Annotated in this window: 20 protein-coding genes and 1 riboswitch; of the genes, 11 read left to right on the top strand and 9 right to left on the bottom strand. The window is 72.1% G+C overall.

All coding sequences use genetic code 11. The features are described from left to right. Positions 1–122: 122 nt before the first annotated feature. The gene (locus FHX52_RS11740) at positions 123–527 is read right to left on the bottom strand and encodes a hypothetical protein (protein ID WP_141822282.1); all 405 of its coding nucleotides are present in this window, start codon (positions 525–527) and stop codon (positions 123–125) included. Beyond that, the gene (locus FHX52_RS11735) at positions 490–1,488 is read right to left on the bottom strand and encodes an NAD(P)/FAD-dependent oxidoreductase (RefSeq protein ID WP_141822281.1); all 999 of its coding nucleotides are present in this window, start codon (positions 1,486–1,488) and stop codon (positions 490–492) included. The genes FHX52_RS11740 and FHX52_RS11735 overlap by 38 nt, the downstream gene beginning before the upstream one ends. 225 nt (positions 1,489–1,713) lie before the next feature. On the opposite strand from FHX52_RS11735, the gene FHX52_RS11730 reads away from it, so the two are divergent. Both FHX52_RS11730 and FHX52_RS11725 read left to right on the top strand, forming a co-directional pair. Next, positions 1,714–2,115 (top strand): cupin domain-containing protein, encoded by a 402-nt coding sequence (locus tag FHX52_RS11730; RefSeq protein ID WP_141822280.1) that lies wholly within the window; start codon positions 1,714–1,716, stop codon positions 2,113–2,115. A 3-nt stretch (positions 2,116–2,118) separates the two neighbouring features. Then, complete coding sequence (locus FHX52_RS11725; protein WP_141822279.1) at positions 2,119–2,613, top strand: SRPBCC family protein; 495 nt, start codon at positions 2,119–2,121, stop codon at positions 2,611–2,613. 181 nt (positions 2,614–2,794) lie between these two features. On the opposite strand, the gene FHX52_RS11720 is transcribed toward FHX52_RS11725, so the two are convergent. The 3 genes from FHX52_RS11720 to FHX52_RS11710 all read right to left on the bottom strand — a co-directional run bounded on the left by FHX52_RS11720 (position 2,795) and on the right by FHX52_RS11710 (position 7,901). Then, positions 2,795–4,507 carry a hypothetical protein gene (locus FHX52_RS11720; RefSeq protein WP_185747371.1) on the bottom strand — a complete coding sequence of 571 codons (1,713 nt, stop codon included), beginning with the start codon at positions 4,505–4,507 and terminating at the stop codon, positions 2,795–2,797. A gap of 275 nt (positions 4,508–4,782) precedes the next feature. After that, a complete protein-coding gene (locus FHX52_RS11715; RefSeq protein WP_141822277.1) occupies positions 4,783–6,780 on the bottom strand; it encodes a cytochrome c oxidase assembly protein in 1,998 nt (665 codons plus the stop codon). Beyond that, on the bottom strand, positions 6,777–7,901 hold the full coding sequence (locus FHX52_RS11710; protein ID WP_185747253.1) for a transposase: 1,125 nt from the start codon (positions 7,899–7,901) through the stop codon (positions 6,777–6,779). Before FHX52_RS11710 ends, FHX52_RS11715 begins: the two co-directional genes overlap by 4 nt. Before the next feature lie 230 nt (positions 7,902–8,131). Between FHX52_RS11710 and FHX52_RS11705 the strand changes: the two genes are divergently transcribed. The 3 genes from FHX52_RS11705 (at position 8,132) to FHX52_RS11695 (ending at position 11,331) form a co-directional block, all read left to right on the top strand. Further along, positions 8,132–8,926 (top strand): hypothetical protein, encoded by a 795-nt coding sequence (locus FHX52_RS11705; RefSeq protein ID WP_141822275.1) that lies wholly within the window; start codon positions 8,132–8,134, stop codon positions 8,924–8,926. Between the two features lie 94 nt (positions 8,927–9,020). Beyond that, positions 9,021–9,647 (top strand): hypothetical protein, encoded by a 627-nt coding sequence (locus FHX52_RS11700; RefSeq protein WP_141822274.1) that lies wholly within the window; start codon positions 9,021–9,023, stop codon positions 9,645–9,647. Positions 9,648–9,792: 145 nt separating this feature from the next. Continuing rightward, on the top strand, positions 9,793–11,331 hold the full coding sequence (locus FHX52_RS11695) for a S8 family peptidase (protein WP_141822273.1): 1,539 nt from the start codon (positions 9,793–9,795) through the stop codon (positions 11,329–11,331). Positions 11,332–11,442: 111 nt separating this feature from the next. On the opposite strand, the gene FHX52_RS11690 is transcribed toward FHX52_RS11695, so the two are convergent. Next, positions 11,443–12,798, bottom strand: coding sequence for an MFS transporter (locus FHX52_RS11690; RefSeq protein ID WP_141822272.1), 1,356 nt, complete (start codon positions 12,796–12,798; stop codon positions 11,443–11,445). 154 nt (positions 12,799–12,952) lie between these two features. Continuing rightward, a complete protein-coding gene (locus FHX52_RS11685; RefSeq protein WP_141822271.1) occupies positions 12,953–15,928 on the bottom strand; it encodes a S8 family peptidase in 2,976 nt (991 codons plus the stop codon). A gap of 217 nt (positions 15,929–16,145) precedes the next feature. On the opposite strand from FHX52_RS11685, the gene FHX52_RS11680 reads away from it, so the two are divergent. From FHX52_RS11680 to FHX52_RS11660, 5 genes are all read left to right on the top strand, one after another. Beyond that, positions 16,146–17,126, top strand: a complete 981-nt coding sequence (locus FHX52_RS11680; protein WP_221630582.1) for a pirin family protein — start codon at positions 16,146–16,148, stop codon at positions 17,124–17,126. Between the two features lie 438 nt (positions 17,127–17,564). Next, positions 17,565–18,329 (top strand): CHRD domain-containing protein, encoded by a 765-nt coding sequence (locus FHX52_RS11675; protein ID WP_141822269.1) that lies wholly within the window; start codon positions 17,565–17,567, stop codon positions 18,327–18,329. Beyond that, the gene (locus FHX52_RS11670) at positions 18,329–19,111 is read left to right on the top strand and encodes a sortase domain-containing protein (RefSeq protein ID WP_141822268.1); all 783 of its coding nucleotides are present in this window, start codon (positions 18,329–18,331) and stop codon (positions 19,109–19,111) included. The genes FHX52_RS11675 and FHX52_RS11670 overlap by 1 nt, the downstream gene beginning before the upstream one ends. Positions 19,112–19,534: 423 nt before the next feature. Then, positions 19,535–19,730, top strand: a riboswitch (cyclic di-AMP (ydaO/yuaA leader). After that, the gene (locus tag FHX52_RS11665; RefSeq protein WP_141822267.1) at positions 19,731–20,627 is read left to right on the top strand and encodes a CHAP domain-containing protein; all 897 of its coding nucleotides are present in this window, start codon (positions 19,731–19,733) and stop codon (positions 20,625–20,627) included. Between the two features lie 274 nt (positions 20,628–20,901). After that, on the top strand, positions 20,902–21,972 hold the full coding sequence (locus FHX52_RS11660; RefSeq protein ID WP_141822266.1) for an alkene reductase: 1,071 nt from the start codon (positions 20,902–20,904) through the stop codon (positions 21,970–21,972). Between the two features lie 148 nt (positions 21,973–22,120). Here the strand turns inward: FHX52_RS11660 and FHX52_RS11655 are convergent, their stop codons facing one another. Continuing rightward, positions 22,121–22,651, bottom strand: a complete 531-nt coding sequence (locus FHX52_RS11655) for a GNAT family N-acetyltransferase (protein WP_141822265.1) — start codon at positions 22,649–22,651, stop codon at positions 22,121–22,123. A 76-nt stretch (positions 22,652–22,727) separates the two neighbouring features. Between FHX52_RS11655 and FHX52_RS11650 the strand changes: the two genes are divergently transcribed. Continuing rightward, a complete protein-coding gene (locus FHX52_RS11650) occupies positions 22,728–23,726 on the top strand; it encodes a TIGR00341 family protein (RefSeq protein WP_141822264.1) in 999 nt (332 codons plus the stop codon). A 3-nt stretch (positions 23,727–23,729) separates the two neighbouring features. Here the strand turns inward: FHX52_RS11650 and FHX52_RS11645 are convergent, their stop codons facing one another. Beyond that, positions 23,730–24,647, bottom strand: coding sequence for a potassium channel family protein (locus tag FHX52_RS11645; protein ID WP_141822263.1), 918 nt, complete (start codon positions 24,645–24,647; stop codon positions 23,730–23,732). Positions 24,648–24,949: the final 302 nt, after the last annotated feature.

Here is a 24,949-nt window from a genome sequence, read left to right as displayed (position 1 = left end):
CCACCAACGTATGCCGTCCGGCATGGCTCGCGCGCCCCTCAGTCCGTCGTACCCACGATGCGGTCACCCTCATCCCCAGCCCATCGGCCGCTCGTGCCCGCAGCAGAGCGCGGTGGACCGTCTCAGATGGGTCGCGCCGGTCCGACTCGGGGGTGACGCACCTCGGCGCCGGTCGAGACCGGAGAGTGCCGCGATGCACGCAGCACGGCCACGACCAGCGCAGGGTGAACGAGTGCGGTCGGCGGGTCTGCGAGGTTGAGCACGCGGTTGAAGGCCCGCGCCACGGGCACCGACACGTGCGAGGCCCGCATCACCCGCTGGAGGTAGCCGTTGAGCTCGGCTGTTCCGAGCGGCCTCGGCCCGACCGTTTCGGGATGCCCGAAGTCTCCTCCGACTGCGATCCGCCACGGTGCGTCGATGATGCGAGCTGCCCTGCGGTGAAAGCGTCTCGGCAGATCCGGCGACAGGATGCCCACCCGCGATGCGACATCACCCAGGGCGGCTGCCTGCAGCGCAGACGACGTCATCCCCTGCCCGTAGATGGGGTCGAAGCTGCTCGACGCGTCCCCGAGGGTCACGAGCCCGGGGAGAAGGTCGCGTAGTTTCTCGTAGTGCCGCCGCTGGCTCGACGGGAACCGGTAGGTGGCGACGTCGGAGACGACGCTCGCACCGCTCGATAAGCTGGGCGACGGCGGGCGTCGGCAGGCTGGCCGCAAAGTCGGCGATGCCGTCGTCGGTGGCCGGCGGCACGTCGCCGTGGACCCCCGCGAGCGTGACCTGCCACCGGTCGTCCTCGACGGGCAGCACGGCGCCGCCGCGGAACGAGCCGGGGTTGTCGCTGCAGACGAGGAACTGGCCCTCGAAGTCATCCGCCGCGCGGCGCATCGTGAACGACGTGTAGCCGATGTCGATGCCGACGTGGGTCACGGGCGGCTCCAGGACGTGCGACTGCGCGAGGTCGTGGGCGATGCGCGAGCTGCGACCCGAGCAGTCGACGACGAGGTCAGCGGGTCGCTCCCTCCCGTCGGCGACGACGCCCGTCACGCGTCGCCCCGACCTCGTCACTCCCGTGACGGTCACGCCGCGCTCCACCGTGACCCCGGGCAGCGCCGCGACCCGCGAGCGCACGACGTGCTCGAGCAGCGGCCGGGTCTGGGAGAGTGCCGGCCGGCCCCAGTCACCACGCGCCCGATAGGCACCGCCCTGGTGGATCCAGGCGCCCGTGCCGTCGACGCGAACGGCTCCGCGGCTCTCCAGCTCCGCCTCGATGCCGGGGAACCAGTCGCGCAGCCGGTCGAGCCCCGCCGACAGCAGGAGATGGAGGTGGCGGCCCTGCGGCACACGCCCCCGCGGCGCCGGGCTGTCGGGCAGCCGATCTCGCTCGAGCACGACCACCGACTCGGCGTATGGGGCGATCGCCCGGGCCGTGAGCAACCCGGCCACGCTGCCGCCCACGACGACGACCCGCCCCTGACGCTGTGCTGACATGCCGCCCCCTCGCCTCACGACGCCGCTCGGATGGGTCCCACCAAAGAGGCTAGAACGACCCGCGATCCCGTGGCTCGCAATCGAGGGAGCAGTCCATCCACCGCCCGGTCGCGTGCCACGGTGGAGGGCACGCTCTCGATCGCCATCGCGACGTCACTCGGGGTCGACGTGTGCTCAGCAGTGTCGCCTGCCCCACGGACCGCCGCGTGGGGGTTGGATGGGGACATGACCGAGAGCCCTGACCCGGCCCAGCCGTGCACCCGCGTGGCCGCCGATGCGCTGACCCCCGCCGACCCCACCCCGGGAATGAGCCGGCAGGTCGCCCTGCACACCGAGGCGATGTGGTCGGGCACGGTCGACACGGAGTCGGGGGCGGTCACCGGCTGGCACCACCACGGCGACCACGACACGACGCTCTACATCGTCTCGGGTCGGATGCGCCTCGAGTCGGGGCCGGGCGGCGAGCACGTCGTCGAGGCCGGCCCGGGCGACTTCCTCCGGGTGCCTGCCGGGGCGGTGCACCGCGAGTCCAACCCCGGTGACGAGGCGTCCCGGGCCGTCGTCGTGCGCTGCGGGTCGGGCACGCCGACCGTCAACGTCGACGGCCCCGCGCCCGCGGCGGGCTGACCGGTGCACCTCTCGCTGCACGTCTCCGGCGACGCCGATCCTGCGACCGCGTGGGAGCGCTATGCCGACCTCGACGCCTGGACGCAGTGGTCGCCGCAGATCCAGCGCGTCGACACCGGGCCGGTGCGCGACGTGGGTGGCTCGGACGATGCGGACGACGACACGGACGGCGAGCAGGAGGCCCTCGACGAGGGTGCGCCGGCTCCGCCCCCACCGGGCACCGACCCGGCTCCGCGCCGCATCACGCCCGGCCTTCGCGGCGTCGTCATCGGACCGGTCGGCGTGCAGGTGCCCTTCGAGGTGCTCGAGGTGGACGAGGCAGCGATGACGTGGACCTGGCGGGTGCGGGCGGTTCTCGCGGAGCTGACGCTGGAGCACTCGGTCACTCCCGAGGGCGGAGGGTGCCGCACCGACCTGACGATCATCGGCCCGGTGCCGCTCGTGGTCGGCTACGCCCCGGTCGCGCGCTTCGCCCTGACCCGCCTCGTCCGCCCCTGACACCCGCCCCAAACGCTGCCTCACACCGCTTGATCCGCCCTCATCCCCGCTCCACATCAACCGGCGGATTACTGGCCGATCAACGGGTGGATCAACTGGTGTGAGGTGCTGCCCTGACAGCAGCAACGACGAGTTGATCGCCCAGTTGACGTCGGGCTCGATGCTCGGGTCGGCCTGATCCTCAGGACGTCGCCGGCGTCAGGGCCGACCGGCAGGCCGCGACGATCTCGTGCAGCGAGCGGTCGACGTCGCGGGCCGGGTCGAGCGCAGTGACCTCGCGGTCCGGCCCGAGCAGCCGTATGCCGTCCGGTGCCGCCGAGCCCACGAGCAGCGGCACCGGGTCGGCCTCCGGGTGCCGCAGGGCGACGTCCTCGCGGTCGAGCGTGCCGACGTAGATCGGCTCGACTCCGGCGTTGTTGCGCGTCGGCCGCACCACGACGACGTTCACGTCATCGGCCCCCGGCGCGACGCTGTCGACCTGCTTCGTGGCCGCGAGCACCGCCGAGGCCAGCCCGGCGGCATACACCTGCTGGCGCTCGCGCGGAGTGCGTGGGCGGCGAGTCCGGCGCCCGTTGCCGCCCTCCACAACCTCGTCGGTGACGACGACCATCGGCGCGAAGCGCAGCAGCACCGTGACGTAGGCGCGCTGCGTCGTCGCATCGGTGCCGGCGTCGAGGCAGGTGAGATCGGCGCGGCTGAGTCGCAGCGCCTCGTCGACGACCGAGACCACCGTCGCGGGGTCGTGGGCCGACAGCAGGAGCCACGCCGCATCGGCGAGCGCCTGGCGCCGCTGCGAGTGCACATCGCGCGCCACCCGGCTCGCCTGCAGGAGCTTCTCGGCGGGCTCGGCCGCGGCCGCCTTGGCCGCTGCGAGCTCTCCCCGCGACGGCCGCTCGACACCCCCGAGCGCGGACTCGAGGCAGCGCTGGCGGACGGCGGCCTCCTCGGCCGGGTCGAGCGGGGGCAGCGGCGGCACGACCGGACGACGGATCGAGGGGAACGACCGCTGGTGCAGCGACAACAGATCGCTCTCGACGGACGCGCCGGCGTCGAGATCCTGGTCCCGCCGGGCATCGAGGGCGCGCTTGGTCAGGCTCGCCACCTCGACTCCGACGACCCGTTCACCGGCTGCGCCACCGCCGCCAGCCGAGCCACTGCTCCCGCCGCGAGCACCGCGCCACCGGAAGAGCCCCCGCCGCCCGGCACCAGACCCCCCGCCCGATCCCGTCCCGCCGCCACCACCGGCACCGACGTCGCCACCGCCGGAGTGCCCGACAGCAGCCTCGACCGAGGGCGCGAGAACCTCCGACAGCGCGAGCGCAGCCGCTCCGCCGATCCTGAACTGCGCCCGCACACCGGACCCGTCGCCGACGAGCCGCAGCAGGGGTGAGAGCCGGATGCCGGGTGGCGCAGCAGCCGCTTCGTCGCTCGCCGCGGCGACATCGGCCGCAGCATGCGCAACCGTTCCCTCGTCGAGCGCCCCGGCCGCCAGCTGGTGCGGCCCCGACTCGTCGAGCTTGGACTCCGCGCGCGCCGATGCGGGCACGTAGTACTCCCGGCCCGCCTTGGTGCGCAGCTCGGGCGCGTGGGCCGGCTCGGCGGCATACCCCGTCGGGCCGGTGCCGTAGGACGCGCCCTCGCGAGCGCGCTCCGGGAAGAGCGCCGCGAGCGACACCGTCGACTGCGCGGCGCGGGTCGCGACCGGGAACGACGGGCGCGACGAGCGGCTGCCCGCCGGCTGGTCGGTGCGCGTCGCCGGGCGCGCGGTCACGGTCCACCACGACCAGCCCTCGGGCGGCGCGGGCCAGGCGGGGTCGGGGAGCCAGTCGTCGCTGGGCAGCCACGTCGCCGGGGGCACGGGCCACCCCGGCGGCGGGTTGAAACGAATGGTCACGGCAGGTCCCCTCGCCACGCCTCGTGGCCCACCCCCGCGGGCATCATCGCGCATCAGCCGCGGCGTGGCGCGGGCCCGGCTGGCCCCGGTCACACAGCGTGGGTGCAGCGTAACGTGCCCTTCGTCCCCTCACCTCCGCAAGAGTGCGCCGGTATGCCGTCCGGCCCGGCTGGTGCGTAACGCGGGTTTCGCGCGTGGCCGAGCCCCATCCCCATCGGAGGAGCAGCCCCCGTGGCTGTGGAGTGCTCCCTCGATCGCAGGGTTGCGGAGTGGAGTCAGGGCTCGCGAACCCGGGAACGGAGGCTGACGACGAGGGCGAGAACCGCGCAGGCCGGCACGACGACGAAGAGTGCGACGGCGCCCGCCCGGGCCTGCTCCGCGGCAAGGGCCGTGAGCCACGGCAGGTCGAGACGGGCGAACACGTCTCCCGCGAGGAGCACCGACGTGCGTGCGAGCCACAGCGCCGCCGCGAAGGCCGCTGCGACGACGACCCCGAGGCAGATCAGCGCCTGGCGGGGAGCCGCCTCGGTCGGGGCGAGGATCGCGGCCGACCAGACGATCCCGATGAGGAGCGAACCGCCGAGCATCGTCAGGTGCCCGGGGTGGGTGGTGAGGGCCAGTTCGAGCATCCCGGTCGCGGTGAGGAGCACGAGCGTCACGAGCAGCAGCACCGTCGCCACGACCGGCCGGCGCAGCCGCAGCGCGGCTCGGGAGCGAACCACTCCCAGGACGAGCTCGCGCGGCCCGAGCGTGCCGTCGTCGCGGGCGGCGAGCGCACGCTCCGCCAGGGTGACGGGGCTGCCGGCCACGATAAGCGGAGCGACGACGAAGACGAGCACGAGCTGCAGCGCGAGGTGCCACGAGATCGACACTCGGGCATAGACACCCATCGGCCCGCCCGTCACCCACGCGAGCAGCAGCCAGCCGAGGACCCAGGAGGCGGTGCGCCGCCGCGGCCAGCGCAGCTCGGCGGCCGTCGACACCGCCCCCGGCTCCCGGCCCGCGGCGGCAGCCTCGGGTGCATCGCGGGACGCGCGGAGGGCCTGCGCGGAGGCCAGGCGGGCAGCGACGACGCCACCGGCATACAGGCCGAGGGCGACGACGACGGCGACGAGCACGAGCCAGTCGGCGCGCCACACCTCCCACCAGGCGGTGGTGGCAGGGTCGGGCGGCGCGGGGAAGCCGGTGATCTGCAGGGTCGGGGTCGGGTCCGGGAAGTCCTCCGGCACCGGCGGGGCGCTGCGCGAGAGGGCGGTCGCGATGCCGAAGGCCATCCCCATGAGCGCGACCTCGGCGACGGCGAGCCTCAGGAACGGGCGGCCTCGCACGCCCGCCCCGAGCTCGGCGATGGTCGAGCGCCGGTGCCACCAGCCCGCGGCTCCGAGCACGACGAAGAGCACGACCTTGGCGACGATGAGCAGGCCGTAGGGCGTGCCGAGGTCGGACCACGCGCCGAGCCGGGTCGTCGTGGCGATGACGCCCGAGGCGCCAACGGCGACGTAGGACCACAGCGCGAGTGTCGAGTAGCGAGCCGCCACGACGGCGAGGGTGCGGGCGAAGGTGCGGTGCAGCGTGACGAGGACGATGAGCCCGCCGACCCACATCGTGGCTCCGATGAGGTGCAGCCCCATCGCGTTGACCGACGTCTCGTGGTCGTCGGAGGTGCCGGTGTGGCTGGCGAGCCCGAGCACGACGATTCCGGCAGCCGCGAGCGCCGCCAGCCACGCCGCCGTGACGCGGCTGCGGGCCAGCGCCGCCCCGCTCGTGACGACGAGCGCGCAGGCAGCGCTGATGAGTCCGACCCGGGTCGCATCGATCTGCCAGACGAGGCTCGTGAGCTGCGCGCCGAGGGCCGGGCTCGTCAGGGGCAGGCCAGCAGCGTCGGCGAAGGTCAGCACGACCCCGGCGAGCGCGGTGAGCGTCCAGACGACGCCTGCGATCGTCGCGAGGCGCATGGCGGGTGCCGTGGTCGCCGACACGTCGGGGCCGCTGTCGCCGGCCCGGCCACCGCGGCGGGTCGGTCCGGCGTCGGGGACCAGCGACGCGGCGAAGACGAGCGCGCCCAGCGTCACGGCCGCCGCCACGTCGTGACCGACCCGCACGATCGGCACCGACCAGCGCACGAGCGGCCCGGCGTCCTCGACGAAGACGAGGGGGTCCATCGCCCCGGTCGACCGGGCTGCGACGACGCACGCGAGCACCCCGGTGATCACCGCGACCCACGGCGTGAGCGACGGCGACAGCCCGCGCGTGCGGTGCGAGCGGCTCGTCATCTCGAGGAGTTCACGAAGCCGATGATGATCGCTCCCCACCAGCCGAGCTGCGAGATCACGGTCGCCGTCATCATGAGGCGCCAGTCGCGACGCGGCAGGTCGGCAGGCTTGACGTATGCCGGCAGCTGGGCCATCCGTCGCCGCAGCGCTGACATCGCGGCGCCGTTCCAGGCGACGGCGAGCACGAGCACGAGCTTGGTCACGGTCAGGGGTGAGTGGAGGTTCGGGTGCAGGAGGGCGCCCGTCACGATGAGGCCGGCGAGCCCGCCCCAGATGAGCGGGCCCGCACCGGCCGCGAGACGGGTCGACTCGGTGAGACCTCGACGCCCGGCGAGCCAGAGCAGGCCGTGCCAGTCGATGACGAGCACCGCACCGAACGCCACGACGAGCGAGAGCACGTGGAGCGACTGCGCGACCGGGCGCAGCTCGTAGGTGGCCGGCACGATCGTCGACACCCAGAGCGCGGCGACGAGCCCGGCGAGGATGATCGGGAACCGGTAGGCCGGCAGCAACGCGGACATCGACGGGAAGATGTCGTCGCCCGGGTGCAACGGGATGCGGTCGGCCGGCGCCTCGACCTGGCGATGGGCTTCCGGGCCCGGCTCCGAGAGGTCGACCTCGAGCGGCAGCGCCCCCGGTCGGGGGAACATGTCGAGGATCGCGTCGAGCATGGCGAGCACGTGGCGCTCGTCGTGACCCGTGGCCTTGGCCGTGCTCGCCGCCGCCTCGGACAGTGCACCCGGCACTGCAACCGGCGCCGCCGACGGAGTTGCCACGAGCAGTGCGGGCACCTCCGGACCGGCCCGCGCCGACCCGACGACGACCGGATCGCCGGCGACGGTCTCGGCACCTGCCGCGTCGGCGGTCTGCTCATCGTCGGCATCGGTGGTTTTCGCTGTGCCCACGGCGGCAGCCCCCGGGTCGTCTGCATCGGCGGTCCGCACCCACCGGCGCAACGTGCTGGCGCTGACCCCGAGCTCACTCGCCACGTCGGCGAGCCGGGCGTCGGGCTCCTGGGCCCGCTTGACGGCATACCGCCTGAGGGAGTCGTCGTAGCGGCGCGGCGAGCGGGCGGCGCGACCCGCTGACGCGGGCTCGTCGCCGGAAGGCAGCACGCCCATGGCGATCACCAGCCCAAACTCCCCGAGAGTCACCGTCACCAGGACCCAACTGGATTCGCTCGGAGAATAGCGCCGAACCGGCATGCCGCACCCGGAGTGACCACAGAGTGCACCCGGATCAAGGCCGCAGATCGGTCACACTGTGCACGACCTGCGGATATCGTTGAGCCGAGTCACGCAGGGCGGTGGGGGCCGTGACGTCTGCGCGACGGTCACAGCGAGGGGGGCCCATGGGCCAGCAACCGCAGACGCGGCGTGAGGTGAAAGAGGCACAGCGACCTCGGGGGTGGCTCGTCCCTGCCGTCATCGGCCTGCTCGCGATCGCGGTGATCGCCGCCGCGGTGTGGTTCGGCAAGGGCCTGCTGACCTCGAGCGAGCCGACCGGGTCGCCCTCCGCCATCGCCGGCGCGACGAGCTCAGCGGTCCCGTCGACCTCGCTCCCGACACCCTCGGCCAGCTCGGACACCGGGACGACGGCGCCGCCGACCACCGAGACCGACTCGCTCGCCGCCGCCGTCGCGTCGTGCCGCACCGCCTGGACGACCCAGGCCACCGCGCGCAACGACGCCTACCGCTCCCTGAGCCAGTGGGACGCGCACCTGAAGATCATGAACGACCTGCAGGCCAACAAGATCACGCTCGCGCAGGCCAAGGCCGCGTGGCCCAAGACGACAGAGCAGGCGGCAGAGAACATCGTCGCCTTCCGCAACGCCGACAAGGCGCTCGCCGCCTCCCAGGAGAAGTGCGCGGTCGACGCCGCGGCCGCGGGGCCCAAGGCCGACGCGGTGCGCCAGTGCGCGGCCTCGATGAAGACCGTCGACGGCGTGCTCGCCAAGGCGCGCGTCGCGATCGCTCCGTGGGAGACCCACCTCAAGGACCAGTCGCACTTCAAGGCGGGCGGCATGACACCCGCCGCGGCCGAGGCGGCGTGGCGCGTGCTCTGGCAGAAGGGCCTCGCCACCCTGCCGCCGTGGAGCGCCGTCGCACTGCAGGGCCAGCAGGCGCCCTGCAACCTCCCGACCTGATCGGCGCTGGCGTCGCTGCACTCAGGGGTGACTCGGGGGTCGCTCCGGGTCGACCCCGATGGGCATCAGCGCCCCCGGTCGCCACGCTGGAGACATGACGACGAGCACCCTCCCGACCCGAGCCACTGCTCCGCGCGTCGACTCCCCCGTGGTGGCAGCTCGCGCCGCGGTGGCCACGGATCGAGTCCCGCAGCTCGCGCTCGTCGCCCCGCTCCTGCTCTTCACCCACGGCATCCTCGTGTGGGTCGACACCATCGGCGTCCCCGACCCCGCCGACCCCGCCGAGGCGCGAGGCAGCGTGCTCGCGGTCGTCGCGGGCGGCATACTCGTGCTTGGTGTGGCTGGGTTCGCCTCTCTCGCAGGGACGCTCGCGTCGCGCAGCGGCCGGTCGGAGCTCGCGGTACTGGTGACCCTGCTGGGCGCTTTCGGTGCCGGGGCTGCTGCCGCCGTCTGGGCCCTCCGATCGACCGGCTGGCTCGTCGACCCGCTGCCCTCGGGGCTCGCGACCGGTGGGGCCGTGGTGACGGCCCTCGCCCTCGGGCTCGCTCTCGTGGTGCACACCGCCGAGGGGCGTATGCCGTCCGGTTCCCTCGCGCTCGCGGGTGCGGCGGGTGCGATGCTGGCCCTTCCCCTAGGCCTCGAGCCGCTGGGCGCGCTCGTGCTGCTCATCGCCCTCGCACCGCTCACCCACTCGACCCGGGAGCCGCAGCACACACCCTGAGCCCGTTCTGGGAGGGGCCGGCGCGAAGTGGCCGGCGTGAAAATGGTGGGTGCTCCGGCGCGCAGGACGGGCGATTGTGGCCAAGGATGTGCAGGTGCGGCCCATCGCTGCACGGGATCACTCACACCATCCATGGAGTAGACCTATGCCGAACACCTTCATCCGCCGCCGCGGCACCATCGCCGTGGCAGCCGTCGCACTGGCCACCGCGGCCGTCTGCGGCGGTCAGGCGGCTTCTGCCGCCACCAGCTCCGAGCCCGTCTCGACGCCGGTGACGATCAGCACTCCCGACGGGCTGCTGATGAGCTACATCGTCAACGCCCGGATCGCGAACCCGGGCCAGACGCGCCTGGTCGAGACCGCGGTCAAGGCTGCCGGCGGCGTCGTCGTGCAGTCCTGGCCGCAGATCGGCGTCGTCGTCGCCCACTCGAAGGTGGCGACGTTCCGCACCGATGTCGTCGCGAAGGGCGGCAACGCCGTCGAGTCGGTCGGCGCGAGCCGCACGGTCGCCGTCACCGAAGGCACCCCCGAGGCCGCCGGTGCGACGTGGGGCCGCGGGGCCTCCGGCTACATGAAGGGCGCCAAGAAGGCATGGAACGGTGACGTCGAGGCCGACACGACGCCCGCCGACGGGACCGACCCGCGCGAGGCCGAGCAGTGGGACATGAAGATGATCAAGGCCGACCAGGCCCACGCGATCACCGACGGCTCGCGCAACGTGCTCGTCGGCGTGCTCGACAGCGGGATCGACGCCGACCACCCCGACCTCGTGGCCAACCTCGACGTCGCGAACTCGGTGAACTGCAGCGACGCCGGCCGACCCAGCACGACCGGTTGGGAGCCGACCACGAGCGACCACGGCACCCACGTCGCCGGCACCATCGCGGCCGCCCGCAACAAGGTCGGCATCGTCGGCGTCGCGCCCAACGTGCGGATCGCCTCGGTCAAGGTCGTCAACGACGACGGGTTCATCTACCCGGAGTACGCCGTGTGCGGCTTCGTCGAGGCCGGCCTCAAGCACATGGACGTGACGAACAACAGCTACTACGTCGACCCGTTCGAGTTCTACTGCGAGGACCAGCCCGACCAGTACGCCGCAAAGGAGGCCGTGCGTCGCGCGGTCACCTGGTCGACGAAGCAGGGCGTCGTCCACGCGGCCGCGGCGGGCAACTCGGCTCGCGACCTGTCGGACAAGTCGTCGTTCCTCGACGAGACGAGCCCCGACGACCAGCCGACGTCGGCCGGTTACGTCAAGCGCACGCTCAACAGCGGGTGTGAGGACATCCCGACCGAGCTCGACGGCGTCGTGACGGTGAGCTCGATGCAGCGCTTCCCGGCCGGCACCATGGACAGCCGCCTGTCGTCGTTCAGCAACCGCGGCCTCGGCAAGATCGACGTCGCCGCTCCCGGATCGTCGATCCTCTCGACGGTCGTCGCCAACAACGGCTACGGCACGAAGAGCGGCACGTCGATGGCGTCGCCGCACGTCGCCGGGGTGCTCGCGCTCATGAAGTCGGTGCACCCGACGTGGACGCCCACCCAGATGATCGAGAAGCTGCGCCAGCAGGCCGACGACAAGGCGTGCGGAACGACGACCGGCAGCGGTCGTCTCTGCGTCGGGCCGATCGAGAACAACAGCTTCTTCGGTGAGGGTGTCGTCGACGCCCTCGACGCCGTGAGCTGACCAGCCCCGCACCACCACCACCCACTCGAGTGGCCTCGTCGTCACGTGACGACGGGGCCACTCGACTGTTGCCGGGCCAGATCGACTGTGACGACGAGGCCACTCGAGTTGTCAGACGGGGGTGGGGCGCCGCCGCAGGGAGCCGATCGTGCGCGCGAGCAGCACGAGGGCCACGAGCTGCGTGACCGCGACGACGATGACGAGCGCGATGAGCGACCGCTCGTAGAGCCAGCCCGCCGACACGCCGCCCACGATGGCGAAGGCGCCCTGGATGCCCGCGAAGACGCCGTATGCCGTCGCCCGCCTCGGTGCCTCGACGACCTCCGCGACCAGTGCCTTGACCGTCGAGTCCTGCACGCCGTAGGCCAGCGCCCAGACCGCGACGCCGATCAGCACGACCCACAGCTGGCCCGCGAGCGCGAGCGGCGGCACGAGCGCGACGAGCACGGGAACGGCATAGAGGATCGCGGCCCCGTGACGGTCGTAGACGAGGCCCACGCCGAGCGCGGCGAGGGCCTCGACACCCATCGCGGCGGCATACACGAGGGGGACGCCGGCCACGGGGACGAGCCCGGCCACGGTGAGGTGGAAGCCGATGATGCCGAAGGTCACCAGGCCGCCGGTGGTGAGGCCCGCGGCGAGCGCGTAACCGAAGAACGTGCGCGGAAGGTGCGCACCGACGGCGTCGGCGAACCATCCTCGGAGGCCAGGACCACGCGTGTTCGTCTGTGCTGCAGGCGATTCCGGCCTGGGCTCTGTGCCGTCGTAGACCGAGGGATCAGGCACCCGGGAGCGGATCACGGCGAGGAGGAGCATCGCGGCGGCTCCCGGGATTGCGAGGACGGCCATGGCGGGCCAGATCGCTCCCGCGGCAGCGGCGATGACCGCGGCGACGAGCAGCGGGCCCGCGAGGGCGCCGACCTGGTCGAGCGCCTTGTGCACGCCGAAGCCACGGCCACGGCCCACCGCCGTCGCGACGTGCGCGAGCAGGGCCGACTTCGAGGGGCTGCGCACGGCCTTGCCGGCGCGCTCGAGCAGGATGAGGACCGAGGCCAGCACGAGCCCGGCCGCGCCGACGAAGGGGGTGACGGCGAGGAGCGGCACGCAGACGGCCGTCATGCCGTAGCCGACGACGGTGAGGCTCCAGTAGCGGCCGGTCCGGTCGGCGAGGGGGCCGAAGACGAGCCGGAGGACGAGTGCCATCGCCTCGCCCGCGCCGGTGACGAGCCCGACGACCGTGGCCGTCGCACCGAGCGAGGCGAGCAGCGGGCCGTAGACCGAGCGCGCCCCCTCGTAGACCATGTCGGCCGCGAGGCTGACGAAGCCGAACCACCAGACGACCCGCCAGGCGGACCATTCCCCGCTGGTAGTGGCGGGGTGGCTTGCGGCTGAGGCGGGGGCGGCTGCAGGAGTGGCGGCGTCCTGCGTGGTCGGGGCGCCGTCGCCGGGGGCCTGGGGGTCTGTCACTCCGGTCAACCTACCCAGCCTGCCCCCTGGCGGCCTCCTTGCTGGCCCTTTCAGCCCTCAAGGAGACACTCCGGACGCCAGCGACGGGGCCGACCCTCGTGGGTCGGCCCCGCCATCGTGCTGGTCGTGCTGGTGGTGCTGTGCCGCTGTGGCGTCAGGGGCTGACGGCCACCAGGGTGCGGGCGACGTCCGACGTGCCGTCGGAGAAGTCGACCCGGCCGAGGTAGCGGGTGCCCGCCGTGAGACCGGACGTCACGAGCTGGACGGTCGCGGGCTGACCTGCCGACACCGCCTGGCTCGCAGGGTCGACAGTGAGGTTGCCGACGGCACTGGACGGGACGGCATACGACACGAGCTTGACCGGCAGGGTTGCCGGGGCGCCGTCGAAGTAGTCGATCGTCACTGTGTAGGTGCCAGCGGTCGGGCTGTCGAGCGTCACCGACTCCTCGGCCGTGCCACCGGCGCTGGAGCCGACGACGGTCGTCCCACGACGCACCTCGATGTCGACGTCCGTGCCGGCGGGGTAGTCGGCGTCGTAGGTCGCGAAGCGGGCCACCGTCGTGCCTGCAGGGATGGTCACGGTCGCGGTCGTGTTGACCGGCTTCGTCGTCGGCACCGTCTGCACGTCACCCTGGGCGAGCCCCTTGACCGAGGTCGACAGGGTGCCGGCGTAGCCCGGCGTCACGGTGATCGAGCCACCGGACTGCGGGATCGTCACCTCAGCCGGAGCCGCGGCGGCGACCGGCTTGACCGCGATCGGGCTCCTGGCCTCCTGGCCACGGTTGCCGCTCGCGGTGAGCGAGCCGAAGGCCCACGTGCCGAAGGGTGCCGCCGTCCGGGTCAGCGTGACCTTGAAGGAGCGCGACTGACCCGGCGGGATGGTGACCTTCGACGGGCTGACCGACGCCGTGAAGCCGGCGGGAGCGTCGACGGAGAGGGCGTACTGCGAGGCGCGGCCCTCGACGTTGGTCAGCGTGCGGGTGACGGTCTGCGAACCCGCGAGCTGGCCCACCGAGATGCTCGGGTAGTTGAGGTCGCTCGGGTCCATGGCCGGCAGCTGGTCGCAGTAGCCGGCCTCCGTGATGAGCTGGATCTGGCCGATGGAGCAGCCGTAGGCGATCCAGTCGCTGACGTCGGAGTCGAAGACGACACCGGGGTTGAACGCCTCGGCCGGGCGGACGTGGCCGGAGCCGTAGTCGAGCGGAGTCGCGGCCTTGCCGGCACGCTGGATCGGCTTGCCCTGGTTGTCGAGCGTCGTCGCCGTCGTCATGAGGGCCGACTTGACCCACATCGGCGACCACGTCGGGTGTGCCTGCATGACGAGCGCGGCGATGCCGGCGATGTGCGGGGCGGACATCGACGTGCCGGACTCGGCGTTGAAGGAGTTGCCGTTGGCGTCACCCGCCGGCGAGACCGCCGCGATGACGTCGACGCCGGGAGCCGTGATGTCGGGCTTGAGCAGGTCACCACCGCCGGCGATGGCCGGACCGTAGGAGCTGAAGCCCGCCATCTCCGGTGCACGAACCGGAGTCGTGTCGGCGGCCGAGATGGTGGCCGTCGCACCGGTTCCCGCGGCGGCGACGTAGGCCTTCGTCGCGGCGCCCGCCACGTTGTCGACGTGGATGGTGGGCACCGAGTGGAAGTCCGCGTTGAGCGACTGCGCAGCCGAGGTGTTCGCCAGGACCATGCCGATGCCACCGGCCTGCTTGACGGCCGCGCTCTTGGCGACGCGGTCGTAGACGCCACGGTCACAGACGACGATCTTGCCCGTCGCCTTGGCCGGGTCGAGGCTGCCCGGGGCGCAGAGCACGACCGCGGTCGAGCTCTGGCCGGCGAGGCCCACCGACGAGGAGAGCACCAGTGGTGCCGGACCGGCGCCGGCGCCGACACCGAGACCGGTGTACTTCGCGCCGTTGCCGAGGGTCAGCGTCTTCGTGGCGCCGCGGTCGTGGGTGCTCGCCGCGACCGTCATCGTCCACGGCGAGTTGTGGGCGACGCTCGAGGCGCCAACGGTGTCACCGCTGTTGCCCGCGGACGTCGAGACGAAGACGCCTGCGTCGGCTGCGCCGAGGAAGGCGAGCTCGTCGGCCGTCACGATGTAGGAGCTCGAGCCGGAGACCGAGTAGTTGATGACGTCGACGCCGTCCGAGACGGCATCGTCGATGGCGGCCACGAGGTTCGACGTCGAGCCCGACGCCGTGCCGGTCGGGGTCGCCCAGAGCGCCTTGTAGGCCGCGATGCGGGCCTGGGGGGCCATGCCGCTGATGTCGCCGACCGCCCCGCCGTTGATGGTGGCCGGGACGCCGTGGTTGCCACCGGCCGTCGAGGCGGTGTGGCTGCCGTGGCCGTTGTAGTCGCGGGGGGAGCGGAACTCGAAGGGCTCCACCGCGGCGCCGGTGTCGTAGTAGCGCGCGCCGATGAGCTTGTTGTTGCAGGTGACGGGCGCGCCGTTGGTCGCGACCCCGGCCTGGCAGGTGCCCTTCCACTTCGCCGCGATCGTCGCGGCGTCGGGCCGAGGCTCGGACAGTGCGGCGAAGGAGGCGCTCTCGGGCCAGATGCCCGAGTCGATGACGCCGATGATCATGCCCTCGCCGGCGTGGTTGCTGCCGCCGAACTTCCCCTGCCAGACACCGGTCGCGCCGTCGAGCCCGAGGAACTTCGGGGTCGACACCGTGTCGGCCGTGCGCATCTCGTCCTTCCAGACGTTGAGCACGCCCGGGGTCTTCTCGAGCCGGGCCGCCTCGTCGGCAGTCAGCGAGGCGGTGAAGCCGCTGAAGGCCACGTCGTAGGTCTTGGTCGCGCGGGAGGGCGTCACGCCCGCCGAGCGCATGGCGGCCTCCCTGGCAGCCTTGAGGTGGGCCTCGTAGGCGCGGGCCGCGGGACCGGTCGTGTCGACCTTCTTGCCGGCCTGCGGCTTCGTCGCGGCCAGTCCCTTCGTGCCGCCGGTGTAGCTGGCAAGCGGAGCGGCCGCGATCTGGACGATGTAGCCCTGGGTGCCCGAGCCGGCCGCGGTGGCGGCCGCCGGGGAGACAAGCGAGAGCGGGACCGCCGCCATCGCGGCGACGACCGAAGCCGTCGCGATCGAGCTGACGGCGAGCGCCGAGCGCCCCCGTCGGTGCGTCAAATACATGCACTGACCTTCCCTGTCTTCCCCCGACCAATAGTGGCTCGATGCTAAGACGGCCACGAAGAATGCGCGCGTTGAAATGGGTACGGGCTGCAATTGTCTGGACAACCGGGTGAATGGCTGGCGATCTTGTGGCGACCGGGCGGATGCGGCCCGGCCGCCAGGGAGACCGTGCCCTTCGTCCGGGTGCGAGAGAGGGTCGGAGACTACGCTCGCGAGGGTGAGCAACCCCGACCGCCAGCCCACCGAGGTGACCTGCGACGGACGAGAGGACGGCCGGCACGGTCCGGTCGTGCTGCCGAGCCGCGATGTGCCGCTGGGCGGTCCACGGGCGATGCTCGTGCGGCGGAGCCTGCCCCAACGCGAACGCTCCCTCATCGGGGCCTGGTGCTTCGTCGACCACTACGGCCCGGCCGATGTGTCGACCACCGGGGGAATGGTCGTGCCGGGCCATCCGCACACCGGCCTGCAGACCGTCTCGTGGCTCTTCTCCGGAGAGATAGAACACCGCGACACGACCGGCGCTCATGCCGTTGTCCGACCGGGCGAGGTGAATCTCATGACCGCCGGTCGAGGAATTGCGCACTCCGAGTACTCCACTCCGGAGACGACGACGCTGCACGGTGCGCAGCTGTGGGTGGCGCTGCCCGAGGCCCACCGCTTCGCCGAGCCGGGCTTCGAGCACTACGCCCCGCCCGTCGTCGACGTCGACGGCGCCCGGGTGCTCGTCTTCCTCGGCAGCCTCCTCGGTCAGGTCTCACCGGTGTCGATGCACACCGAGCTCGTCGGGGCCGAGGTGACGCTGCCCGCCGGTGGCTCGCTCGACATCGGGGTCGACGCGGGGCACGAGCACGGCTTCCTCTGCGACACCGGAACGGTCAGCGTCGGGTCCGCTACTGCGAAGCCCGGCGAGATCGTCTTCGTGCCGACCGGCGTCTCGTCCATCACCGTGGAGGCGGGCGATGAGCCGACCCGGCTGCTGCTCCTCGGCGGCGCACCGCTCGGCGAGCAGATCGTCATGTGGTGGAACTTCATCGGGCGCAGCCACGACGACATCGTCGACTACCGCGAGCGGTGGCAGCAGGCCCGCGAGACGCGAGGCGGTGGCGAGCACGACGACTTCGGGCCGTTCCCGGACGCCTGGGAGAAGACGCTCCCAGCCCCGGAGCTGCCGGGCCTCCGCCTCCGCTCCCGCGGCTGACCCACCACTCACCCCGCGCCCACCGAACCCACTGCCGGTTCGAGGTGATCGCGGACCCCACGTGGCTCCCGGCATCACCTCGAATCGGGGTGAATGGGGAGCCCGCGCGCCGATTCGCCGCGCACGCCACTCCCGGTTCGAGGTGATCGCGGATCCCACGTGGCTCCCGGCATCACCTCGAACCGAAGGGTGGATGGGGAGAGTCCCCGCGCCGATTCGCCGCGCACCCCACTCCTGGTTCGAGGTGATCGCGGACCCCACGTGGCTCCCGGCATCACCTCGAACCGGGGGTCATGGGGAGCCCTTGCGGACGGATGGTCCAATCTGCCTGCCTTCGGCCTCCGAACCACTGCCCGGAGATGGTCAACGGACCCCGTCATCACGGTGATCAAGCAGCGGTCGCGCGACGGTTCGTCTCCTGCCTCAAGGAGCACACAGATGCGCACCACCACCCGAATCGCAGGCGCCAGCATTGCGGCCGCCGCCGCGATGGCTCTCGCAGTCGGCCCCGCCTTCGCCGCCGACTCATGGGTCAGCGCGAACCTCAAGCCCGTCGCCGGCAACGGAGTGCAGGGCAGCGGCACCGCCCAGGTCACGGTCTCCGGCACCCAGATCAAGGTCGAGATGGCTGCGACCGGCCTCCTGCCCGACCAGCCCCACGCCGCTCACATCCACTACGGCGAGACCGCCCGGCACGAGTGCCCGACCCTCGGCGACGACACGAACGGCGACCACCACCTCAACACGACCGAGGGTGGTCCCGCCTACGGCGACATCGTCGTGTCCCTGACCAAGACGGGTGACACGAGCCCCAAGAGCGGTCTCGCGGTCGACCGTTTCGACACCGCCCCCGGCGGGAAGATCAGCTACGAGCGCGGCAGCATCAACGTCACCCCTGCAGTCGCCAAGGAGGTCGCCTCCGGTGAGGCAGCCATCGTGATCCACGGTGTCGACTACAACAAGGACGGCAAGTACTCCGGCAGCACCAAGAGCGACCTCGACCCGAGCCTGCCCACCGAGGCGACCGACCCGGCTCTCTGTGGCGTCCTCGTCGCCGCCCCCACCGGCGGCATGCACACCGGTGGCGGCATGGCCGGCACCACGAACACGAACGGCATGCTCCTCGCAGTCGGCGGAGCCGCCCTCGTGGCCGCCGCCGGCTCCGGAGCCATTGCCGCGCGCCGTCAGCGCGCCCGGGGCTGATGAGTCCCAGCCCGACCAGCACGACCAGCACGACCGGCACGACCGGAGGCCGCCGCGGCGTCATCGTCGCCGCGGCGGCCACGCTGGTCCTGCTCGTCGTCGCCGGGGTCGCCCTCCTCCTGGGCTTCCGTGGCGACCGCGGACACGACTTCCCTCCCGGGCCCGTCGCCGCCGCGTCGACGGGTCGGTCGCCCGAGACGACAGGGGGCTTGTCGTCGACGAGCACTGAGCACGAGGCGAATTCGTCGCCGTCTCCCACGACCACACCCACCGATACACCCACCGATACACCCACCGGCGAGGCATCGTTCGGCGACTTCCTGCCCGCCTCGCAGCCGACGAAGATCGTGATCCCCTCAATCAGGCTGACGTCCACGACCTTCGTCGACCTGGCCGTGCAGGAGAACGGGGCCCTCTCGGTGCCCGGCACCGAGGACGAGGTCGGCCTCTACCAAGCAGGTCCCACGCCGGGACAGCTCGGCCCCGCCGTCCTCGGGGCACACGTGGACTCACCGGAGGGCCGCAAGGGCATCTTCTGGAGCCTGGGCAAGGTTCGCCCCGGCGACACCGTCGCCATCACCCGCAAGGACCGCACGACGGCGACGTTCACCGTCGACCGCGTCAAGGCCTACCCGAAGGCTGCGTTCCCGACCGACCTCGTCTACAAAGGCGACTTCACGCGGAGCGAGATCCGTCTCGTCACGTGCGGCGGGCCGGTCGACAGCCGCAACGAGTACCGCGACAACGTCGTGGTCTTCGGGCACCTGACGAGCACGAGCTAGCAGCCGCTCCGACGGACTCCCCCAGACAGGTGGCGCGCGGCGACAGGAGGGGAGTCGCCGCGCGCCACCCCGTCCACCCCCGCCACGCCACGCAGGTATGCCGCCCGGCGCCCTTGCGAGGCACGCTGGAGGCCGCGGGGGCGGGCCAGCGCTCCCCGCACCGGACCCGGTGACCGAGCGGGACGGCATACCGCATCGGGGGGCTCCCGCGCGCGCCCCACACCCGGGCCACACTGTGACCTGCGTCTCAGTAAAGCGTTGGCAAAGGGCAGGTCACGCGGAAGAAAAGGGATATCACTCGCCAACTCCGCGCGTCGCCGTTACCGCGACGTGACATTGGGCAGTTGACTCGTCTATCGTTCCATCGTCCGGCCATCCGGTTCGGACACTCGTGAGGTGGACCGCCTAGTCCTGTCACCACCTCGCGGGGCACAGCAGACCTTGTGACAGGAGCGGAGGAACCACAGGTTTCTCCGGGTGTCCGACGCAACGACTTCGGACTCCCTTGGGGTGAAGTTCCTACCCAGATCGTGCGCAGCACGAACGGGGCGAGAACCGGGCATCAACCTCCCCGCCCGAACCCGACAGCTAACTTCGTAGGCGCGGAGAGGTAGCAAGTGTGAGCATCGAGAACATCCGCGGACGCCACCGTGCGCCCGGGCGTCACAACCCCCTGAACGAACTCAAGCTTCTCGCCCGTGAGTCGGCCCAGCCGGCCATGAAGGGCGCGGCTGTCGTCGCGGCCACCGGTGGCCTCGTGGCCAGCTTCGCAGGCTCGGCCAGCGCCGAGACCGTGAGCGGCTCCAGCCCGGTCGCTGCCAACGTCGCCAACATCGGCACCGCCCCCCAGGCGGCCACCGAGGCCTCCCCCGCCGTCGTGGGCCCGGCCACCACAGCTGCTCCGGCAGCGGCCTCGGCCCTGACGACCATCGGCTTCTCCGCCCAGCCGCAGGCCGCGATCGCGGCTCGCAAGGCTCCGGCCAAGCCGGTCGTCATCGAGGACATCCAGGTCAAGACCGAGCGCGCTGCGGCCAAGGCTGCCGCCACTCGCAAGGCCGCCGCCGCCAAGGCGTCGCGTGACCTGACCCGTCGTTCGCTCACCTCGAGCACCTCGGCGACGAAGTCGACGACCAACGCCTCCGCGCCGAGCGCCTCCTCGGGCACCCGCTCCTCGCACAACTGGGCCACCCCGGGCCAGTGCACGTGGGGCGCCCTCGCGAAGTGGTACCAGTCCGAGGGGTACTACCCCGGCGGCTGGACCGGCAACGCGATGGTCTGGGGCTCCGGTGCCGCTGCTGCCGGCTACACCGTGAGCAGCGTCCCGCGCACGCGCTCCATCCTCGTGATGCAGCCCGGCGTGCAGGGCTCCTCCAGCGTCGGCCACGTCGCCTGGGTGACGGGCGTCAGCGGCAACAAGGTCACCATCATCGAGATGAACGCCCTTGCCGGCCCGTACAACTACAACACGCGCACGCTGACCAACGGTCCAGGCATGCGCTACATCTACGCTCCGTGATCTGACGCGGCGTTCTCGCGAGGGCGGGGGATGGTTGCCATCCCCCGCCCTTCGTCGTCCCCCGAGAACGGCGGGCCCTCACCGACGCAGGTGGTCCTTCCAGGCCTCCCGCGTCGGCGGCCGTCGGCGTATGCCGTCCCCTCCGTCCGGACCCACCGCGCGCTCATCGCCCGCCCACCTCGCGAACGTTCGGGAATGCGCGGCCGTGGCCCTCGCTTGTCCATTGGGTAGTTGAAGCATCACCAAGAACTTCCGACCCCCAAGGAGCTGGCCCGTGTCCAAGGCCTTCGAGAGCATCCGCATCGGCCGCTGGGACCTTCCCCAGCGGTTCGTCATGGCCCCCCTGACGCGCAACCGCGCGGGCGAGGGCCAGGCGCCGACCGAGCTGAACGCGACGTACTACGGCCAGCGCGCGAGCGCCGGTCTCATCATCACCGAGGGAACGCAGCCGAGCGCTGTCGGCCAGGGCTACCTCGACACCCCCGGCGTCCACTCCGACGAGCAGGTCGCCGGGTGGCGCCTCGTGGCGGACGCCGTGCACGCGGGCGGCGGGCACGTCGTCGTGCAGCTGATGCACGCGGGCCGCATCGCGCACCCTGACAACAAGAACGGTCTCGAGAGCGTCGCCCCGAGCGCCATCGCCGCGGCGGGCCAGATCGTCACGCCGAGCGGGCAGCAGGACTTCGCCACGCCGCGCGCGCTTGAGACCGACGAGATCCCCTCCCTCGTCGCCGAGTTCGTGCACGCTGCTCGCCAGGCCGTGGCTGCGGGCCTCGACGGCGTCGAGGTGCACGCGGCCAACGGCTACCTCCCCCACCAGTTCCTCGCCCCGTCGAGCAACCAGCGCACCGACGCCTACGGCGGCTCCCCGGAGAACCGGGCGCGCCTCACGGTCGAGATCACCACGGCCGTCGCAGAGGCGATCGGCGCAGACCGCGTCGGCATCCGCATCTCGCCGTCGCACAACATCCAGGGCGTGCTCGAGCAGGACGAGGCCGACACCGCCGCGACCTACGAGGCGCTCGTCGAGGGCATTGCTCCGCTCGGGCTCGCCTACCTCAGCATCCTCGGCGACCCGGAGTCCGACCTCGTCCGCCACCTGCGCAAGCGCTTCGACGGCCCGGTCATCCTCAACACGGGCTTCGGCTCGGTGACCCAGCTGGCCGACGTCGAGGACATCCTCGAGCGCGACCTCGGCGACCTCGTCGCGGTGGGTCGCGAGTTCCTCGCCAACCCCGACCTCGTGCGCCGGTGGCGAGAGGGCGCCCCGCTCAACGAGCCGAACCAGGCGACCTTCTACGGCGGCGGCGCCGAGGGCTACACGGACTACCCCACCCTCACCTGACCCGTCGAGAAGTGGCCACTCGACAGGCAGGACCCGACGAGAAGTGGCCACTCGACAGGGATGACCCGACGAGAACTGGCCATTCGACTTCGAGGACCCGACCAGAAGTGGCCACTCGACTTCGAGTGGCCACTTCTTGGCGTATGCGTCAGGTGGGGTCGGCGCCCGGGGCGGCGGTCGCGTCGCGGAGGGGCCGCTGGACCCACGTGACGTCACGCCAGGCGCCGTGCTTCCAGCCCACGGCGCGGAAGGTGCCGACCGGCTCGAAGCCCAGCGCCGCGTGCAACCGGGCGCTGGCCTCGTTGGGCTGTGTCATCCCAGCGGCCGCCATGCGATAGCCGCGCTCGGTCAGCCGTGCGAGCAGGGCCTCGTAGAGCGCGCGCCCGCCGCCGGTGCCGTGCCGGGTGGGCGCGAGGTAGACCGACACCTCGCACGACCAGCGGTAGGCTGCTCGCTCCTTGAACGGCCCGGCGTACGCGTAGCCGACGACCTCGCCGTCCTCCTCGAGGACGAGCCAGGCGTGGCGACGCTGGGCGCCCTCGATACGCAGCGCCATCTCCGGCACGCTCGGCGGGTCCGCCTCGAAGGTGACGGCGGTGTCGGTGACGTAGGGGGCGTAGATGCCCGTGCACGCCCGCGCATCGGCGGCGGTGGCGTCACGGACCTGGCGAACGGGCATTCCCGGATGCTAGGACGGATCGGCGCCACCGCGTGAACCCCATGCCGGGCCGACCCCGCTCCGACACACTGACGCCATGGACATCGGACTCAGGGCACGGGTGCTCCCGGACAACCAGCGGCGGACCCTCGACGAGCTGACCTCCGAGCTCGACCTCAACGAGGGCGACGTCCGGGCCAAGCGTTCGGCCTTCTGGACGATGCTCGTGCTCGCAGCGTGCATCGCCTGCGCCGGCATCATCGCCGACTCCACCGCGACCGTCATCGGGGCGATGATCATCGCCCCGCTCTCGACCCCGATCATGGGCACAGCGCTCGCCCTCGTGAAGCGCGAGAGAACCGGCGGCGTGAAGTTCGTCGTCCTCGGTGCCCTTGCAGTCATCGCCATCGGGCTGCTCTTCTCGCTCGTCGTCCCGAGCACGACCGTGCTGCTCGAGAACAGCCAGATCGCCGGCCGCACGAGCCCGCGACTCGTCGACCTCGTGGCCGCGCTCGCCACGGGCCTCGCCGGGGCCATCGCGCTCGCGCGCCGTGACGTCGCCGCGATCCTGCCGGGCGTGGCGATCTCGATCTCCCTCGTGCCGCCCCTCGGGGTCGTCGGCATCAGCCTGGGCGAGGGTGAGCTCGGCCTCGCCTTCGGGGCGCTCGTGCTCTTCCTCTCGAACTTCCTCGCGCTCGTCTTCGCCGGCAGCATCGTCTTCACGGGCCTCGGCTACACGACCGAGGCAGGCGAGCGCGCAGGCCGGTCGCGGCGCTCGACGCAGGTGACCCTGGGCTTGCTCGTCCTGCTCGTGATCGTGCCGCTCGTCGTCAACACCACGCTCGGCTACGCCTACGCGCAGCTGGACGACCGGGTCGCGAAGGTGTCAGAGCGGTGGATCTCGTCGGTGCCCGGAGCCGAGGTCGTCGAGGTCGACAACCAGGGCTTCACCGCGATCATCCACGTGTCCGCGCCGGGCGACCTGCCGCCCATCTCGAGCCTGATGGCAGACCTCAGCGCCCAGCTGCCCCCCAACATCGACATCGTCGTGGAGCGCTCGGTGGGTGAGCGCATCGAGGTCGGCACGACGACCTGATGCTCAGCCGCCTCCGAGAGCTCCGGAGCCCGGCCGGTCCGACGGGTCGGGGCGGTTTGCGTGTTCGGGGCGGTCGGGGTCGGGAGGTGGGGGTGGTTCGGACTGGGTGGGGCTCATCGCCTCCTGCAGCGTGCGCGGTGGCTCGGGCTCGTCCGGCTGCGCCTGCCCCCGAGCGCCGCGCCCCAGCGGCATGGCGGCTGCGAAGCGCGACACGATGAGGGCGACGAAGGTCACGAGGAAGACCTGCCCGATGACCGCCTCGCTGCCGGAGGCGAGCCGACCGAGGCTCGTCACCGCGACGAAGTCGCCGAAGCCGACCGTGGAGATGGTGACGAGGCTGAAGTACATGTAGACCGTCGTCGACACCTCCTTGCCGAAGAAGGGCTGCGAGGACGTGAAGGCGTCGATGGTCTGGAAGAGGAACGCGTAGGCGACGGCGATCTGCAGGTAGGCCGCAACCGAGCCCATGATCGTCTGCAGGGTGACGACGGTGTGCTGGAGCACTCGTCGGGCGATGAGCACCGGCGTGATCGCCGCTGCGATGAGCCAGGTCGTCTCGGGCGGCACGGCCAGAGTGCCTTCCTCACGGCGCCACGTCACCGTCGCGACGCTGATGACGAGGATGACGACGACGAGCACGTCGGCTGCGCGACGCCACCGACGGCGCGTGCCGGAGGCGCGCACGGCAGCGACGAGGGCGAGACCGGTGATCGCGTGCGCGAAGAGCTCGGCGAAGACCGACCCGCGCACGTCGACGAGACCCTGCACGGCGATCGTCGCCAGGACGAAGAGCAGCACGAGCTCGAACCGGTCGAGCATCCTCGGCGGGTCGTGGAACATCCTGCCCAGCCCGCCCGTGCGACCGCGAGGATCGGCACGCGTGGAGTGCTCCGATGCACCGGAACCCTCGTCCTCCACCATCGCGTGCCCTCCTCGCTGCGACTCGGCCGACGGCCCTCGCCTCGAACAATAGGCGCGCCGCGATCACCCTGCCCCCCAATCGAAAGAGCACTCCGTCGGGTGTTCAAATCTTCAAGGACCCGACGGAGTGCTCTTTCGATTGGGGATGGGGGCCGTGCGGGAGGTGCGCGCGCCGGGTGACCGGGGAGTGTGCGTGCCGGGCGACCGGGGAGTGCGCGTGCCGGGCGACCGGGGAGTGCGCGTGCCGGGCGACCGGGCCGGGCGGCATACCTCGACCCGCTGCGGGGGTGGCGTCTAGCGTG

This window comes from Humibacillus xanthopallidus (genome assembly GCF_006717145.1).
Taxonomy (GTDB): Bacteria; Actinomycetota; Actinomycetes; order Actinomycetales; family Dermatophilaceae; genus Humibacillus; species Humibacillus xanthopallidus.
The sequence above is the reverse complement of the archived record's forward strand: the minus strand, read 5'-3'. Positions and strand labels throughout refer to the sequence as shown.

What these genes read in the sequence shown, in the direction of transcription:
- FHX52_RS11740 (WP_141822282.1), bottom strand. Translation starts at nt 527, where the DNA reads ATGACGTCGTCTGCGCTGCAGGCAGCCGCCCTGGGTGATGTCGCATCG.
- FHX52_RS11735 (WP_141822281.1), bottom strand. Translation starts at nt 1,488, where the DNA reads ATGTCAGCACAGCGTCAGGGGCGGGTCGTCGTCGTGGGCGGCAGCGTG.
- FHX52_RS11730 (WP_141822280.1), top strand. Translation starts at nt 1,714, where the DNA reads ATGACCGAGAGCCCTGACCCGGCCCAGCCGTGCACCCGCGTGGCCGCC.
- FHX52_RS11715 (WP_141822277.1), bottom strand. Translation starts at nt 6,780, where the DNA reads ATGACGAGCCGCTCGCACCGCACGCGCGGGCTGTCGCCGTCGCTCACG.
- FHX52_RS11710 (WP_185747253.1), bottom strand. Translation starts at nt 7,901, where the DNA reads ATGGGCGTGCTGCCTTCCGGCGACGAGCCCGCGTCAGCGGGTCGCGCC.
- FHX52_RS11705 (WP_141822275.1), top strand. Translation starts at nt 8,132, where the DNA reads ATGGGCCAGCAACCGCAGACGCGGCGTGAGGTGAAAGAGGCACAGCGA.
- FHX52_RS11700 (WP_141822274.1), top strand. Translation starts at nt 9,021, where the DNA reads ATGACGACGAGCACCCTCCCGACCCGAGCCACTGCTCCGCGCGTCGAC.
- FHX52_RS11695 (WP_141822273.1), top strand. Translation starts at nt 9,793, where the DNA reads ATGCCGAACACCTTCATCCGCCGCCGCGGCACCATCGCCGTGGCAGCC.
- FHX52_RS11685 (WP_141822271.1), bottom strand. Translation starts at nt 15,928, where the DNA reads ATGTATTTGACGCACCGACGGGGGCGCTCGGCGCTCGCCGTCAGCTCG.
- FHX52_RS11675 (WP_141822269.1), top strand. Translation starts at nt 17,565, where the DNA reads ATGCGCACCACCACCCGAATCGCAGGCGCCAGCATTGCGGCCGCCGCC.
- FHX52_RS11670 (WP_141822268.1), top strand. Translation starts at nt 18,329, where the DNA reads ATGAGTCCCAGCCCGACCAGCACGACCAGCACGACCGGCACGACCGGA.
- FHX52_RS11655 (WP_141822265.1), bottom strand. Translation starts at nt 22,651, where the DNA reads ATGCCCGTTCGCCAGGTCCGTGACGCCACCGCCGCCGATGCGCGGGCG.
- FHX52_RS11650 (WP_141822264.1), top strand. Translation starts at nt 22,728, where the DNA reads ATGGACATCGGACTCAGGGCACGGGTGCTCCCGGACAACCAGCGGCGG.
- FHX52_RS11645 (WP_141822263.1), bottom strand. Translation starts at nt 24,647, where the DNA reads ATGGTGGAGGACGAGGGTTCCGGTGCATCGGAGCACTCCACGCGTGCC.